Annotated in this window: 9 protein-coding genes; 2 read left to right on the top strand and 7 right to left on the bottom strand. The window is 65.2% G+C overall.

Features of this window, described 5'->3' with window-relative positions; translation table 11 throughout:
- Positions 1 to 41 precede the first annotated feature (41 nt).
- Complete coding sequence (locus GGD65_RS00795; RefSeq protein WP_183234157.1) at positions 42 to 1,394, top strand: M23 family metallopeptidase; 1,353 nt, start codon at positions 42 to 44, stop codon at positions 1,392 to 1,394.
- Between the two features lie 28 nt (positions 1,395 to 1,422).
- Here GGD65_RS00795 and GGD65_RS00790 read toward each other — a convergent pair whose 3' ends face one another.
- The 7 genes from GGD65_RS00790 to GGD65_RS00760 all read right to left on the bottom strand — a co-directional run bounded on the left by GGD65_RS00790 (position 1,423) and on the right by GGD65_RS00760 (position 10,849).
- Positions 1,423 to 2,658: an ABC transporter substrate-binding protein gene (locus GGD65_RS00790; RefSeq protein WP_026202862.1), complete on the bottom strand. Its 1,236-nt coding sequence runs from the start codon at positions 2,656 to 2,658 to the stop codon at positions 1,423 to 1,425.
- A 107-nt stretch (positions 2,659 to 2,765) separates the two neighbouring features.
- Positions 2,766 to 3,677, bottom strand: a complete 912-nt coding sequence (locus tag GGD65_RS00785) for a DMT family transporter (RefSeq protein WP_183234156.1) — start codon at positions 3,675 to 3,677, stop codon at positions 2,766 to 2,768.
- Positions 3,678 to 3,757: 80 nt separating this feature from the next.
- On the bottom strand, positions 3,758 to 4,627 hold the full coding sequence (locus GGD65_RS00780; RefSeq protein WP_183234155.1) for a DMT family transporter: 870 nt from the start codon (positions 4,625 to 4,627) through the stop codon (positions 3,758 to 3,760).
- A 14-nt stretch (positions 4,628 to 4,641) separates the two neighbouring features.
- Positions 4,642 to 5,523, bottom strand: a complete 882-nt coding sequence (locus GGD65_RS00775) for an NAD(P)-dependent oxidoreductase (protein ID WP_183234154.1) — start codon at positions 5,521 to 5,523, stop codon at positions 4,642 to 4,644.
- A 2-nt stretch (positions 5,524 to 5,525) separates the two neighbouring features.
- Positions 5,526 to 6,657 (bottom strand): peptide chain release factor 2 gene (gene prfB, locus GGD65_RS00770; RefSeq protein WP_099091752.1). Its coding sequence is split into 2 segments (ribosomal slippage): positions 5,526 to 6,587 and positions 6,589 to 6,657, totalling 1,131 coding nucleotides; the frame shifts between segments, so codons are not numbered across the junction.
- 108 nt (positions 6,658 to 6,765) lie between these two features.
- On the bottom strand, positions 6,766 to 9,276 hold the full coding sequence (locus tag GGD65_RS00765) for a penicillin-binding protein 1A (protein ID WP_018323014.1): 2,511 nt from the start codon (positions 9,274 to 9,276) through the stop codon (positions 6,766 to 6,768).
- Positions 9,277 to 9,553: 277 nt separating this feature from the next.
- On the bottom strand, positions 9,554 to 10,849 hold the full coding sequence (locus tag GGD65_RS00760) for an N-acetylmuramoyl-L-alanine amidase (protein ID WP_018323013.1): 1,296 nt from the start codon (positions 10,847 to 10,849) through the stop codon (positions 9,554 to 9,556).
- A gap of 706 nt (positions 10,850 to 11,555) precedes the next feature.
- Between GGD65_RS00760 and GGD65_RS00755 the strand changes: the two genes are divergently transcribed.
- Entirely contained in the window at positions 11,556 to 14,618 is a 3,063-nt protein-coding gene (locus GGD65_RS00755; RefSeq protein ID WP_183234153.1) for a ribonuclease E/G, read from the top strand.
- Positions 14,619 to 14,650: the final 32 nt, after the last annotated feature.

Raw genomic sequence — 14,650 nt, 5'->3', positions numbered from 1 at the left:
ATTAGGCCGTACGGACTCATCCGACCGGCGCGGGAGTGCCGATGTCGAAAAGTTCTGCCCAATACTCGCAGCAGGCCCAACATCATCCTCACGACCGCGGACGGGCCTCCCAACGCCGTCCTGCCCCCGCGGCAACCGCAGCGATTCCCCTTCCCGCGACCGACGACGCCTACACCATCGTCCATGCCGGCAAGCAGGTTCGCTTCGGGCCCGTGGTGTTCTGGATCGTGGTTGGCACGGTGGTGCTGCTCGGTCTTTGGTCGGCGGCAACCGCTACCTATTTCGCTTTCCGTGACGACGTCCTGACCCGGCTGATCGCCCGCCAAGCCGAGATGCAATACGCCTATGAGGACCGTATCGCCGAGCTGCGCGCCAAGGTCGACCGCACCACCAGCCGCCAGTTGCTCGACCAGGAACAGTTCGACCAGAAACTCGACCAGATCATGAAGCGCCAGACGGCGCTGGAGTCCCGGGCGACGGCGCTCGGAGCCATGCCTGATGTAACCGGCTCGATTCCGCGTGCGACGCCCCAGCGCGGCGATTCGAGCCAGAGCACGCCTAAACCCTCGCCGATCAGCGACACCGTGATCTTCGTGGCGCCTCCGGACCGTGAGGCCCGCCTGGAATCGCGCGCACCCACTGTCGCAGCGCCCCCGACCAGCCAATTCGCCAAGAACCAGGGTTTCGACAACGTTTTGGTCCGGCTCACGACCTCGCTCGACCAGGTTGAACGGCGCCAGATGGCGGCGCTCAGCGCCGTCGAGGAAGGCATGGATTCACGGATGCGCCGGATGCGCGGCGTCGTCAGCGATCTCGGCCTGAATCTCGCCAATCTCGAATCCGCCGTGCCGCGCACCGCGATGGGTGGTCCGTTCGTGCCGGTCAAACTGACGGCCAACGCCGGACCGTTCGAGAAGCAGCTCTATCGCATCAACACCACGCGCGCCGAGATGGACCGTCTCAACCGCACGCTGGCGCTGGTGCCCTACCGCAAGCCCGTCATCGGCGAGGTCGAGTTCACCTCCGGCTTCGGCGTCCGCAGCGATCCGTTCCTCGGCCGGCCCGCGATGCATACCGGGCTCGATTTCCGCGCTGCCACCGGCGATCCGGTTCGCGTCACCGCCAACGGCAAGGTGGTGTCGGCCGGCTGGTCCGGCGGTTACGGCCGCATGGTCGAGGTCGACCACGGCAACGGACTTTCGACCCGCTACGGCCATCTCTCCGAGATCAACGTCAGGGTCGGCGAGACCGTGAAGATCGGCCAGGTCGTCGGTCTGGTCGGGTCGACCGGTCGCTCCACCGGTCCGCATCTGCACTACGAGACCCGCATCGAGGGCGAAGCGGTCGATCCGCAGAAGTTCCTCCGCGCCGGCGTGCGTCTCAGCGCGGGCTAAGCCCGCGACAAAAGGCGACTGTACATCATCACTGGCTGCGCTCGTGGCCGACCTCGCCGGTGATGACGTCGCCGAACAGCTCCCAGGCTTGCCCGTTGAAGCGCATCAGCTGCATCTGCTCGATCGGGAAATAATCGTCCGGTGAGGTGTTGACCATGATGCCCGGCAGCATCAGGTCGGTGTGATAGTCCTTCAGGTTTGCCGCCTGCTTCATGACGTTTTCGCGGGTGAGATTATCGCCGCATTGCTTCAGCACCTGCGCCATCGCCTCGGCCTGGACATAACCGTAGACGTTGTTGGAATTGGTCTTGTCGCCATCGGGGTAATATTTGTCCATGAACTCCCGCCATTTCACCACGGCCGGATCCTTGTCCCAGGCCGGGTCGGTCGGATCTTTCAGATAGATGGTCGAGATGATGTCCTTGGAGTAGTCGAGCCCGGCCGGCTTGAGTACCGAGGCGACGGAGGTCGCGGTGTTGGCCAGGAAGAATTTTGGCTTCCAGCCGAGCTCGCCCACCTTCCGGATCGCCTGCGCCGAGCCTTTCGGCGCGGCCCATGAGAAGAAGATGTCCGCACCGGAATCGTGCAGGGCGACGATCTGCGAGTCGATCGAGGGATCGCTGACCTCGTAGGACTTGTCGGCGATGATCATGCTGGCCTTGTCGCCGAGCCCGTCCTTCAGGCCCTTGAACTGGTCCTTGCCGGCGTCGTCATTCTGCCAGAAGACGGCGATCTTGCTGCTCGGGAAATGATCGCGAATGTACTTGGCGTAGATGCGTCCTTCGCTCTGGTAGTTGGGCTGGAAGCCCATGGTCCACGGGAAGTTCTTGGGGTCGCCGAACTTGGTGCCGCCGGACGCGACGAACAGCTGCGGCACCTTCTTGGCGTTCATGTATTTCATGATCGCGGAATTCGAGGGCGTGCCGAGCGGCTGGAAGATCAGCAGCACCTCGTCGCTCTCGACCAGCTTGCGCGCCTGCTCGATCGCCTTCGGCGGCGAATAGGCGTCGTCATAACTGATGAAGTTGATCTTGCGGCCGTTGATCCCGCCCTGATCGTTGATCATCCTGAAATAGGCGGCCTCGGTCTTGCCGATCACACCGTAGGACGACGCCGGCCCACTATAGGGCATGATGTTGCCGATCTTGATTTCGGTGTCGCTGGCGCCGGGGTCGTATTTTTTCTGCGCCGAGACCGGTGTCGTGGCGAGCACTCCGGCGGCAAGCATGGCGAGGGCAGCAAGGTTTTTGCGACGACCCGGCATCGGTCTCTCCCCTGTTTTGTAGTCTTGTTTTGTGGGGAGTGTCGCAAGGCCGTTGGCGGCTGGCAAGCGCTTCGATTTTCCGCGAGATGAAACCGCGAATCCGGACCTTACTCGCTGCGCCGCGGCAGGTTCAAAACGCGTCCGTCGATCACGAGCAGCGCGCTGCCAATGACGATGGCGCCTGCGATCTCGCGCATCGAGATCGGCTCCCCCAGCACCAGCCATCCCAGCAGGATGGCGGTGACGGGAATGAGCAGCGTCACCAGCATGACATTGGTCGCACCGGAGCGCCGTATGATCTGAAAGAAGACGATGTAGGCGAGCGCCGTCGACAGGGCCGCAAGGCCAAGCACCGCGGACCATGTCGCGACACCCGGCACTGCGAGGCGCCATGGCTGCTCCACCACGCCAGCGATGATTGCCATCATCACCGTCGATGCCATCAGTTGAAACGTCGCCGTGCCCAGCGGCGGAGAGTCCTTCAACAGCCGCCGCGCCGCCAACGCCGCAAAGCCGTAGCTGAGGGCGCCGCCCAGGCAGAGCAGGATGCCGAGCCCCTGCCCCGGTCTTGTCTCGAGGCCCCATCCGCGCAGGATGATGACGCCGACAAGGCCCAGCGCCACGCCGGCCACGCGGCGGATGTGCAAGGCCTCTTCGCCTGCCGCCGCCATCACGAGCACCGTGAACAATGGCGTGGTCGCGTTCAGGATCGATGCCAGACCGCTCGGGATGAAGGTTTGGCCGATCACGATCAGCGAGAACGGGATGGCATTGTTGAGCAGCCCGATCGAGACGAACGGCTTCCAGCCCGTCGTGCCTCTGGGAAAGCTGATTCCCTGCATGCGCAGCAGCGGCAGCAGCATGGCCGCGCCGAGCGCGACCCGCAAGAACACCAGCGTCAGCGGCGGCAATTCCCGCAAGGCCGCGCCGTTGAAGAAGAACGAGCCGCCCCAGAGAACGGAGAGCACCGCGAGCAGCGACCAGTCGCGCGCGTCGATCCTGTTGTCGGTTGGGGGCATGCGTTTCACCTCGGCGCGGCTGCTCGCCTAGGACAACGCGGAAAATCTCGCCACCCGGTTTCCGACAAAATTGCTCGAGATCATCCCCGTGACCGGCGATCGCCCGCGATATCCGCAACTACCGCCCCAATCACCAACGCGCCGCCAATGAGCGCGTGGACGGCGGGTATCTCGCGGAAGGCAACCCAGATCCAGAACGGCATCAGCGGCGTTTCCAGCGTCGCGATCAGGGAGGCCTGCCCCGACGGCAGCAGTCGCGAGCCGAGCATGTAGAAGGTCAGGCCGAGCGCGACCTGGAGGCAGCCGAACATCGCAAGGATCGCGAGGCCGTTGCCGCCGACATGAGCGATGTCATGGGCGAATGGAAGGCTGACGAGGCTTCCGATGAAATTCGACAGCGCGGCTGCCGCCACCATCGACGTCTCGCGATGGCGCCGGACCACCACCGTCATGGTGGAGATGGCGAGCACCATCAGGCAACTGAGCGCGATGCCACCGAGATCGGCACCGGCTTGCACACCGCCGACCGTGATCACCACGCCGGCAAAGGCAATCACGCTCGCGACCAGCGTGCGCCATGTCGCGGCCTCATTGAGCCACAGCCAAGCCAGCGCGGCCGCGACGAACGGCTGTGTTGCGATCAGCACCGCCACGTTCATGACGTCGGTCATCTGCAGCGCGGGAATGAACGAAATCATGCCGATCGCGGACAATGAGGCCACGAGCAGGCCTGCCTTCCCCGGCACTAGCAACTGCCGCAGCCCGGCGCGGCCTTGCATCACGACGAGGAGCATGGTGACCAGGCTGCCGGCGAACAGGCCGCGCCAGAACAGAATGGTCCAGGGATCAAACGGCAGAAGGCGCGTGAAGAACGGCGCCGTGCTCCAGGCAATTGCGGCGGCGATAACGAGGGCAATGCCGAGACCGCGTTCCGAACGTGGCTGCCCCATGTGGATGCGACCGGCTAAGACGGCTTCTTCGGCCGCGACACCAGCTCGATCATCTTGCCTTCATCATCATCCGGCATCGCAGCCTTCGCCTGCGCGTAGGCTTCCACCGCGGCGCGCGAGACCAGCGGCTTGTCCGCCAAGAGGCTCTCGGCGAGCTTCACGGCGTAGGCCGCATCCTTGTGCCGCAGTGCCGCCGTGAAGGTCGCGCCGGAAAAATCGCGGGCGACCATGCGCTTGGAGTGACGCGTTACATGCGGGCTTGCGGCCACGCCTGCCTGGATCGACTCCAGCACGAGCTTCATGTCGAGCCCGGCCTGCTCGGCGATCGCAAGGCCCTCGGCGAGGCCGGCGATCTGGATCGCCCCCATGAGATTGTTGATCAGCTTGTAGACGGTGCCCGAGCCGACGGCGCCGAAATGACGGATGATCGAGCCGATCGGCGTCAGATACGGCCGCGCGCGTTCGAGATCGGCGGCGTCGGCGCCGACCAGCAGCGTCAGTTTCCCGGCGGCTGCCGCATCCGGCAATCCCGTCACGGGGCAATCGATGTAGATCAGCCCGCGCGCGTTGAGCTCGCGGCCCATCTCGCGAGCATGGTCATAGGAGACGGTGGAGCATTCGATCGCGATCGTGCCTGATTTCGCCGTCTTCGCGGCGCCCTTCAGTCCGAGCCAGACCGCGCGCGAGGCCTCGTCGTCGGCCACCATGGTCACGACCGCGTCGGCATCGATGGCGGCGTCCTCGGGCGAGGTCGCCCAAAGCGCGCCGCGCGCGATCAGCTCTTCAGCCTTGGCCTTGCTGCGATTCCACACCGTCACCGTGAAGCCCGCATCGAGGTAGCGCCCGGCCATGCCATGACCCATTCGCCCCAATCCGATGAAGGCGACGCGGGGCATGGCTAGTCCACGTCCTCGATGTCGGCACCCGTGGTGCCGAAGGCGCGCTGCGCCAGCGTCGCGGCCATGAAGTCGTCGAGATCGCCGCCGAGCACGCCCGAGGTGTCCGAGGTCTGCACCCCCGTGCGCAGATCCTTCACCATCTGGTAGGGCTGGAGCACGTAGGAGCGGATCTGATGGCCCCAGCCGATATCGGTCTTGGCGGCCTGGTCGGCGGCGGCCTTCTCCTCGCGCTTCTTCAACTCGATTTCATACAGGCGCGCGCGCAGCATGTCCCAGGCCTGCGCCCGGTTCTTGTGCTGAGAGCGGCCGGCCTGGCAGACCACGGCGACACCGGTCGGAATGTGCGTCAGCCGCACTGCGGATTCGGTCTTGTTGACGTGCTGGCCGCCGGCGCCGCCCGAGCGCATGGTGTCGACGCGGACGTCGGCTTCCTTGATGTCGATCTTGATGCTGTCGTCGATGACCGGGAACACCTGCACGCTCGAGAACGAGGTGTGCCGCCGCGCGTTGGAATCGAACGGCGAGATGCGCACCAGGCGATGCACGCCCGCTTCCGTCTTCAGCCAGCCATAGGCGTTGTGGCCCGAGACCTGGATCGTCGCGGACTTGATGCCGGCCTCTTCGCCCTCGGACTCTTCCAGCACCTCGACCTTGAAGCCGTGGGTGTCGGCCCAGCGCGTGTACATGCGCAACAGCATCTGCGCCCAGTCCTGGCTCTCGGTGCCGCCGGCGCCGGCATGGACTTCGAGATAGGAATCGAACCGGTCGGCTTCGCCCGACAGCAGCGCCTCGAGCTCGCGCCGCGCCACTTCCTTCTTGAGATTCTTGAGAGCCGCTTCGGCTTCCGCGACGACGCCGGCATCGCCCTCGGCCTCGCCGAGCTCGATCATGCCAATGTCGTCTTCAAGCTCCTGCTCGACCTTGCCGATGCCCGAGAGCGAATCCTCCAGCGAGGTCCGCTCCTGCATCAGCTTCTGGGCTTTCTGGGGATCGTTCCAGAGATTGGGATCTTCTGCGAGCTTGTTCAGCTCGGCGAGGCGCGCCGTCGATTTCTCGACGTCAAAGATGCCTCCTCAGCAGCCCGACTGACTGCTTGATCTCTTCTACCAACCGTTCGATTTCGGCGCGCATGTCGTTCTCTGGTCTCGCGGAATCCCGCGTGCAATTGAGTGGGGGATGTAGCGGCGGCGGCTGCAAAGCGCAACCGCTGACGCGAATAACGTCCCTATTGTTCTAGCCTCAGTACAGCCTGCCGGTGCCCGGCTGCATGAAGAAGCCGGAATCCGGCTGCTGCTGCTGCGAGGCCGGCATGCCGCCGCCACGCCCGTCAGCGTCGGCAACGCCAATGACCGAATAATTATCCGGCGGCGCCGTGCCCGGCTTGAAGGCCTCCAAAATGGTTCCGCCGGTCTCGCCGGGGCCGGCGCGCATGCCGGTTTTGGAGACGACGCGCACGAGCTTGATGCCGGCAGGCACCTTGAACGGAACGGCGGGCTTGTCGGCGAGCGCGAGCTTGAGGAAATCGCGCGCGATGGGAGCGGCCAGATGGCCGCCGGTGGCGGCATTGCCTTTACCCAGCGGACGCGGCTTGTCGTAGCCCATATAGATGGCGACGGCGACGTCGGGAGAGAAGCCGACGAACCAGGCGTCCTTGGCCTCGTTGGTGGTGCCGGTCTTGCCGGCGACGGGTTTGCCGACTTCCTTGATGACCGTGGCCGTACCGGCCTGCACCACGCCTTCCATCAGCTCGGTGATCTGATAGGCGGTCATGGAGTCCAGCACCTGCTCGCGGCGGTCGATCAGCTGCGGCTCGGCCTGGTTCTTCCAGCCGCCCGGCGCGTCGCAGCCGCGGCATTCACGCTGGTCGTGCTTGAAGATGGTGTGTCCGTAGCGGTCCTGGATGCGATCGATCAGCGTCGGCTTCACCCGGCGGCCGCCATTGGCGAGCATCGAGTACGCCGTGACCATACGCATCGCCGTCGTCTCGCCGGCGCCCAGCGCATAGGAGAGATAGTTCGGCAGTTCGTCATAGACACCGAAACGGCGGGCATATTCGCCGATCAGGGGCATGCCGATGTCTTGCGCCAGCCGCACCGTCACGGTGTTGAGCGATTGCCGCAGCGCGTTGCGCAGCGTCACCGGTCCCTGGAATTTGCCCGAGGAGAAGTTTTCAGGCCGCCACACGCCGGCGCCCTGCCCCTGGTCGATTTCGATGGGGGCGTCGAGCACGACGGTCGAGGGTGTATAGCCGTTGTCGAGGGCGGCCGAATAGACGATCGGCTTGAACGACGAACCTGGCTGCCGATAGGCCTGAGTGGCGCGGTTGAACTGGCTCTGGTCGAACGAGAAGCCGCCGACCATGGCGAGCACGCGGCCGGTCCAGGGATCCATCGCCACCATCGCGCCGGACACTTCGGGGATCTGGCGCAACCGGTACTGGCCCTCGACCGGCTGGCCATCCTTGTAGAGCGGATCGGCATAGATGACGTCGCCGGGCTGCAGCACCTGCGACACCGCCGTCGGCGTCTTGCCTTTGGTTCCGCCCTGCACGGCTCGCGCCCACCGCACGCCGTCAACCGTGACAATGCCGGTCTCGCGCTGCTTGCTCACGGCGCCGCCAAGCTCGCGGTTCGGCTGGAAGCCGATCCGCGCCGACTGGTCGCTGGTCTCCAGCACCACCGCCATGCGCCACGGCGAGATGTCGGACAGCGATTTGATCTCAGCGAGCTTGACGCCCCAATCGCCCGAAATATCGAGCTTGCTCATGGCGCCGCGATAGCCCTGCTGCTCGTCATAGTTCACGAGGCCCGAGACCATGGCCTTGCGCGCCATGACCTGGATCTTCGGATCCAGCGTGGTGCGGACGGACAGACCGCCCTCATACAGCTTCTTCTCGCCGTAGCGCTCGAAGATGTCGCGGCGGACTTCCTCGGCAAAATATTCGCCGGCGAAGGTGTGGGCGCCGTTGGACCGGTTGGTGACGGCCAGCGGCTCCTTGCGGGCCTTGTCGGCATCGGCCTGCTTGATCCAGCCGTTCTCCACCAGACGGTCGATGACGTAGTTGCGGCGCTCGATGGCGCGGTCGCGGTTGCGGACCGGATGCAGCGTCGCCGGCATCTTCGGCAGCGCGGCCAGATAGGACGCTTCCGCCACCGTCAGCTCGTTCACCGACTTGTCGAAATAGACCAGCGAGGCGGCAGCAATGCCGTAGGCACCCAGACCGAGATAGATTTCGTTCAGATACAGCTCGAGAATCTTGTCCTTCGAGTAGGTCTTCTCGATCCGCATCGCGAGCAAGGCTTCCTTGATCTTGCGGGCGAAGGAGACCTCGTTGGTCAGAAGGAAGTTCTTGGCGACCTGCTGGGTGATGGTGGAGGCACCCTGCGGACGCCGGTTCGAGCCGTAATTCTGGATGTAGACCACGCCCGCGCGCGCCATGCCGGTGTAGTCGATGCCGCCATGCTCGTAGAAATTCTTGTCCTCGGCCGCGAGGAACGCGTTGATCACGAGCTTCGGCACCGCCTGGATCGGCAAATACAGCCGCCGCTCCTTGGCGTACTCGCCGAGCAGCGAGCCGTCGACCGCGTGCACGCGGGTCATCACCGGCGGCTCGTAATCCTGAAGCTGAGAGTAGTCGGGCAAGTCCTTGGAGAAATGCCAGATCAGGCCTGCCACGGCCCCGACACCAACAAGGAACACCACCGTTCCCGCGGCGAACAGGAAGCCCATGAACCGCACCAGCAAGCGCATTATGTGTTTATCCGTTCAATCTCTGGATCAGCTCAGTATCAGCCCCTTGGCACCCAAACAGGGGCCAATCTTCACGTCACGAATTCACCGGCTTACGCAATACCATCAGTGCCGGACTTTAGACGCTTGCCGAGCGGGATTCTCTCCGATTCCGGAACCCCCTGCGGCATTTTTATAAAGCGCCGGCTGTGGCCAAACTAGGGCTTTTGCGGCGGGACGGAAAAACCCTTTCAATGCGACGATCCCCCCGGTCGTCAATTTGACGATCCGGCGGTCGTCAATTTGACGATCCCGCCGTGGCCATCCGCTTGGTCAAGAACCCGTCGATCGCCTGCGCCATCGAGCCCACGGCACGCGACCGCCAGCCCTCGGAGACCAGATGCTCGAGGTCGCCCTTATTTGAGACATAACCGATCTCGACCAGCACCGAGGGCACGTCGGGCGCCTTCAGCACCCGGAAACCCGCCGACTTCAGGGGATGCTTGTGCATCCGCACCGTCGACTTCATCTCGCCCATCAGAAGACGGGCGAAACGGTTTGAAAAGGTGCGGGTTTCCCGCTGCGTGAGGTCGATCAGGATGTCGGCGACGTCGGTCGGCTCCTCGGCGAGGTTGAAGCCTGCGATCGCGTCCGCCCGGTTTTCCGCGTCCGCCAGCCGCTGGGCTTCGGCGTCAGACGCCTTGTCGGACAGCGTATAGATGGTCGCGCCCTGCGCATCGCCCTCGGCACGGGGCAGCGCATCAGCGTGAATAGAGACGAACAAGGCGGCCTTCAGATTCCGGGCGATCTTGGTGCGGTCATTGAGGGGAATGAAGGTGTCGTCGTCCCGCGTCATGACCACACGGTATTTGCCGGCCTTCTCCAGCTTGTCGCGGAGCGCCAGTCCAAAGGCCAGCACCAGGTTCTTCTCGCTCTCACCGCTCGACTGCGTGCCGTTGTCGATGCCGCCATGGCCGGGATCGATCACGACCACCGGGCGGCCATCGGCCTTCTGCTGCGCCGTGTCCGGGGTTGTCGTCGCGGGAGCCGTTGCAGGCTGCGCCTCGGCGATCGTGGGTCGCAGCTCGGGGCGGTTCTCGGGTGCGAGCGACTGCACGAAGGCGGTCCGGTCGACCTCCTCCAGCTCCAGCACGAGCCGGGCCGGCTGGCCGTTGGCCGCCTCCAGCACATAGGAATTGGCGATCCGGGCCGGTCCCGTCAGGTCGAAGACGATTCGCGAGCCGCCGGGCATGACGAGCCCGTAGCGGAAGGCCTTGACCAGGCCGCGCCCCCCGACCCCCGTGCCCGCGGGCAGCTGAAAATTGACCTGCGGCACGTCAACGACGACCCGGTACGGGTCTGCGAGCGTGACCGCACGGAAGGTAACGGTCTGGTCGATGTCGAGAATGAAGCGGGTCTGCTTGCCGTCGCCGGCCAGCCGGGCGGCGGAGGCGACTGGAAAATTCGCTACCGCAACAGTGGGTTGCGCCTGGCTTTCTGCAGCGCTCAGGCGCGAGGAATCAGCGCACGGCAACGCTGCGGCGCACAGAAGTGCGCATCCCAGCAAAACCCGTTGATTTGTGCGGCTCGCCACCGATTCCGTGCCTCCGAGCAGCCCTTTTAACGCAATAGAACCACAGGGTTAATTGATCCTTAATGACAGAAACGCGAAACTCGCTGACTGTGACCGCCGTGCGACGCTCCCTTGCACCGATGGCTCATTCCTCGTATGTACGGAATGCTGACGGCCGATATTTCCGGTTGTGTCGCATTCAGCCTCCCGGTGCAGCGCCGGAACTCTCAAGGTTTGGGAATTCCAGCGTTTTTCCGTTCCCCTCTAAGACCAGCGCGGTGCGCGGCAGCGAGGTGGAGCGGGTCAAGCGCCGGCGGCGGACGGTCCTGGGTTACCTCTCGCGTTACCGGGACAGTTCTGACAGCGACGTAACCCATTACCCGGTCCCTTGATCCCAGGGGAGCGGTTCGTGATCCTCAAGGCGAGCGCGCTCGCGCCATGCCTGGCCAGCAGCAACTGATTGAAGGGCGGCCTCGCCGCCCAATGTTTCATACGGGCCGACGCTTGATGCGCCAGACTGTGCCGACGAATTCTGAAGGATCATTCGCGACGCTGCGGAGTGAAAATCCCGCGCGCCGCCTTGGTCCTGAAGCTTCCGGTTCGGCAAGGCGCGAGAGACGGCGTTTCGGCCTTCCCCTCACCCCCGAATCAGGTGGACCGTCGCGTCACCCGGCAGCGCAGCTCGCGCCCACGGTGAATCGCGCCCGCCGCCGCCAAGAGTTAAGACATGCCCAACAAGATGTTGATCGATGCCACCCACCCGGAAGAGACCCGGGTCGTCGTGGTCCGCGGCAATCGCGTCGAAGAGTTTGATTTCGAGACCGCGCAACGCAAGCAACTGCGCGGGAATATCTACCTCGCCAAGGTCACAAGGGTCGAACCCTCGCTCCAGGCCGCCTTCGTCGAATATGGCGGCAACCGCCACGGCTTCCTCGCCTTCAGCGAAATCCATCCCGACTACTACCAGATCCCGGTCGCCGACCGTCAGGCACTGATCGAGGCCGAGGAACAGGCCCATCGCGAGGCCGAGGAAGAGAGCGAGAACCGCTCCCACGGCCGTCGCCGTTCGCGCCACCGCAACGCCCGCCGCCGCGGTCATGGCGAGCGCGTGCGCAGCGACATCGTCGAAGGCGCAGATCCCGCGGCCCAGCCGATCGAAGGCGCGGCGCTGCCGGAGCACGCCGAGGGCGCCCTGCACGAAGGCGAGCATCTGCACGCCGACACAGAGCATCACGGCGAGCACGAAGCTCACGATCACCACGATCATGATCATGGCGAGCATGATCACGACGATCATCATGCCCATGATGACGGGCACCTTCACGCTCACGATCATGACCATGGTCACGATGGCGAACATGATCATCACGACCACGATCACGCCGACGAGACGCCCGGGCCTGTCGCAACGATTGGCGCCGAGCCCGTGGTCGCTGCCGAGCTGCAGGAGACCGCCGCCCCCGAAGCGCATGCGGAAGCTCTGGCTGAGGCCGTGAGCTCCGCCGCTGAACCTGCCGATGCCGTGTATGCTGCGGTCGAGAGCGCCGAGGCGCCGCATGCCGAGGCTGCGGAAACAACCGGCGAAGACGACGAGGACGAGGACGAAGACGGCGAGGAAGCCGAAGAGGAAGTCGTTGAATCCGTCGGCGGCGACGACGTGCTGGAGGAAGTGCCGGAGCGCACCTTCCGCCCGCGCCGCCAGTACAAGATCCAGGAAGTCATCAAGCGCCGCCAGGTGATGCTGGTGCAGGTCGTCAAGGAAGAGCGCGGCAACAAGGGCGCGGCGCTGACCACCTACCTCTCGCTCGCCGGCCGCTATGCCGTGTTGATGCCGAACACCGCACGCGGTGGTGGCATCAGCCGCAAGATCACCAGCGCTCAGGACCGCTCGCGCCTGAAGGAAGTGGTGCAGGATCTCGACGTGCCCGAGGGCATGGGCATCATCCTGCGCACCGCCGGCGCCGCCCGCACCAAGCCCGAGATCAAGCGCGACTTCGAATACCTGATCCGGATGTGGGAGACGGTGCGCGACCTGACGCTGAAGTCGCAGGCCCCGACCCTCGTCTACGAGGAAGGCTCGCTGATCAAACGCTCGCTGCGCGACCTTTACAACAAGGAGATCGACGAGATCTCGGTTGCCGGTGAAGCCGGTTACCGCGAAGCCCGCGACTTCATGAAGATGCTGATGCCCGCCAATGTCAGTGCGGTGAAGCAGTATCGCGACGGCCAGCCGCTGTTCTCGCGCATGGGCGTCGAGAGCCAGCTCGACGCGATGTTCTCGCCGACCGTGCAGCTGCGTTCCGGCGGCTACATCGTGATCAACCAGACCGAGGCGCTGGTCTCGATCGACGTCAACTCGGGACGATCGACCCGCGAGCACCATATTGAGGACACCGCGCTCAAGACCAATCTGGAGGCGGCCGAAGAGGTCGCCCGCCAGCTTCGCCTGCGCGACCTCGCCGGCCTGATCGTCATCGACTTCATCGACATGGACGAGAAGCGCAACAACCGTGCGGTCGAGCGCAAGCTGTCCGATTGCCTGCGGCAGGACCGCGCGCGCATCCAGGTCGGCCGCATCTCGCATTTCGGCCTGCTCGAGATGTCGCGCCAGCGCATCCGTGCCAGCGTGCTCGAGAGCTCGACCGATCCGTGCCCGCATTGCGGCGGCACCGGCCATGTCCGCTCGGTGTCCTCGGTGGCGCTGCAGCTGCTGCGCGGCCTCGAAGAGATCCTGATGAAGGGCGCGACCCACAATCTCGTGGTCCGCACCCGCACCGACGTCGCGCTGTATGTGCTGAACCACAAGCGCGGCCATCTGCGCGATCTCGAGAACGGCTTCAAGGTGACGCTGTCGGTCATCGCCGACGCAAGCGTCAGCGGGCCGCAGGCCTATCTCATCGACCGCGGCGAGCAGGTCCATACGCTGGAAGCCGCCAAGGCGCTGCTGGCGGCGCAGGCGGCAGCAAGCCCGCCGCCGATCGTTGAAGACGCCTATGACGACGAGGAATTCGATTCCGAACTCGAATCCGAGGTCGAAACCGAGGAGACCGAAGGTCTCACCGAGGAGCAGGCTGCGGGCGAGGCAGCTTCCGAGCAGGACGGCCAGCGCCGCAAGCGCCGCCGTCGCCGGCGCGGCCGCGGTGGCCAGCGCGACGGCGAGTTGCGTGAGGATAGCCCTGCCGCCCTCCCCGAGGCGGCCGTTGCGGCCGGCGAAGGCGAAGAGGATGCCGAGTCCGAGCAGGATGGCGAAGAAGGCGAGGAACAGGCGGCCCGCGGCGAGCAGCAGGGCAGCGGTGACCGTCGCCGCCGGCGTGGTCGCCGCGGCGGACGCCGTCGGCGTGGTGGCGGCGAGGACGGTCTCGCCGGCTCCATCAGCGACGAGCTCGCGGCAAATGCGCCGTCGGAAGCGTCCGACGCAGTCGCCGATTTCGACGGCTTCGGCGGCGAGGCTGCGCCCTCGATTGCCCAGGCCGAACACACCGCTGAGCCTGAGGTCTCGCAGCCTGAGCCGCGCGCCGAGGTGCAGACCGAGGCGGTGCCGGCCCAGCCTCAGCCGGTTGCCGCGGAGGAAGAGCCCGCCGACGACAAGACCGCGCGGCGCCGCTCCACGGTCCGGGAAAAGGTGAGCTTCCTGTCGAGCAGCCCGATCGAGCCCGCAGCCCCGGTTGCGCAGGCGCCTGAGCCGGCCGCCCCGCCGGCAGCTGAACCCGTGCCGGAACCGGCAAGCGAAACACCGGCGGCGCCACGCCGCGCCGGCTGGTGGTCGCGCCGCTTCGGCGGCGGTGAATAAAGCCGAACACTCAAGAGAAAACGCCCGGGTCA

The organism is Bradyrhizobium sp. CIR18, from assembly GCF_014198295.1.
In the GTDB taxonomy this organism is placed as follows: Bacteria; Pseudomonadota; Alphaproteobacteria; order Rhizobiales; family Xanthobacteraceae; genus Bradyrhizobium.
The sequence above is the reverse complement of the archived record's forward strand: the minus strand, read 5'-3'. Positions and strand labels throughout refer to the sequence as shown.

What these genes read in the sequence shown, in the direction of transcription:
- GGD65_RS00795 (WP_183234157.1), top strand. Translation starts at nt 42, where the DNA reads ATGTCGAAAAGTTCTGCCCAATACTCGCAGCAGGCCCAACATCATCCT.
- GGD65_RS00790 (WP_026202862.1), bottom strand. Translation starts at nt 2,658, where the DNA reads ATGCCGGGTCGTCGCAAAAACCTTGCTGCCCTCGCCATGCTTGCCGCC.
- GGD65_RS00785 (WP_183234156.1), bottom strand. Translation starts at nt 3,677, where the DNA reads ATGCCCCCAACCGACAACAGGATCGACGCGCGCGACTGGTCGCTGCTC.
- GGD65_RS00780 (WP_183234155.1), bottom strand. Translation starts at nt 4,627, where the DNA reads ATGGGGCAGCCACGTTCGGAACGCGGTCTCGGCATTGCCCTCGTTATC.
- GGD65_RS00775 (WP_183234154.1), bottom strand. Translation starts at nt 5,523, where the DNA reads ATGCCCCGCGTCGCCTTCATCGGATTGGGGCGAATGGGTCATGGCATG.
- GGD65_RS00765 (WP_018323014.1), bottom strand. Translation starts at nt 9,276, where the DNA reads ATGCGCTTGCTGGTGCGGTTCATGGGCTTCCTGTTCGCCGCGGGAACG.
- GGD65_RS00755 (WP_183234153.1), top strand. Translation starts at nt 11,556, where the DNA reads ATGCCCAACAAGATGTTGATCGATGCCACCCACCCGGAAGAGACCCGG.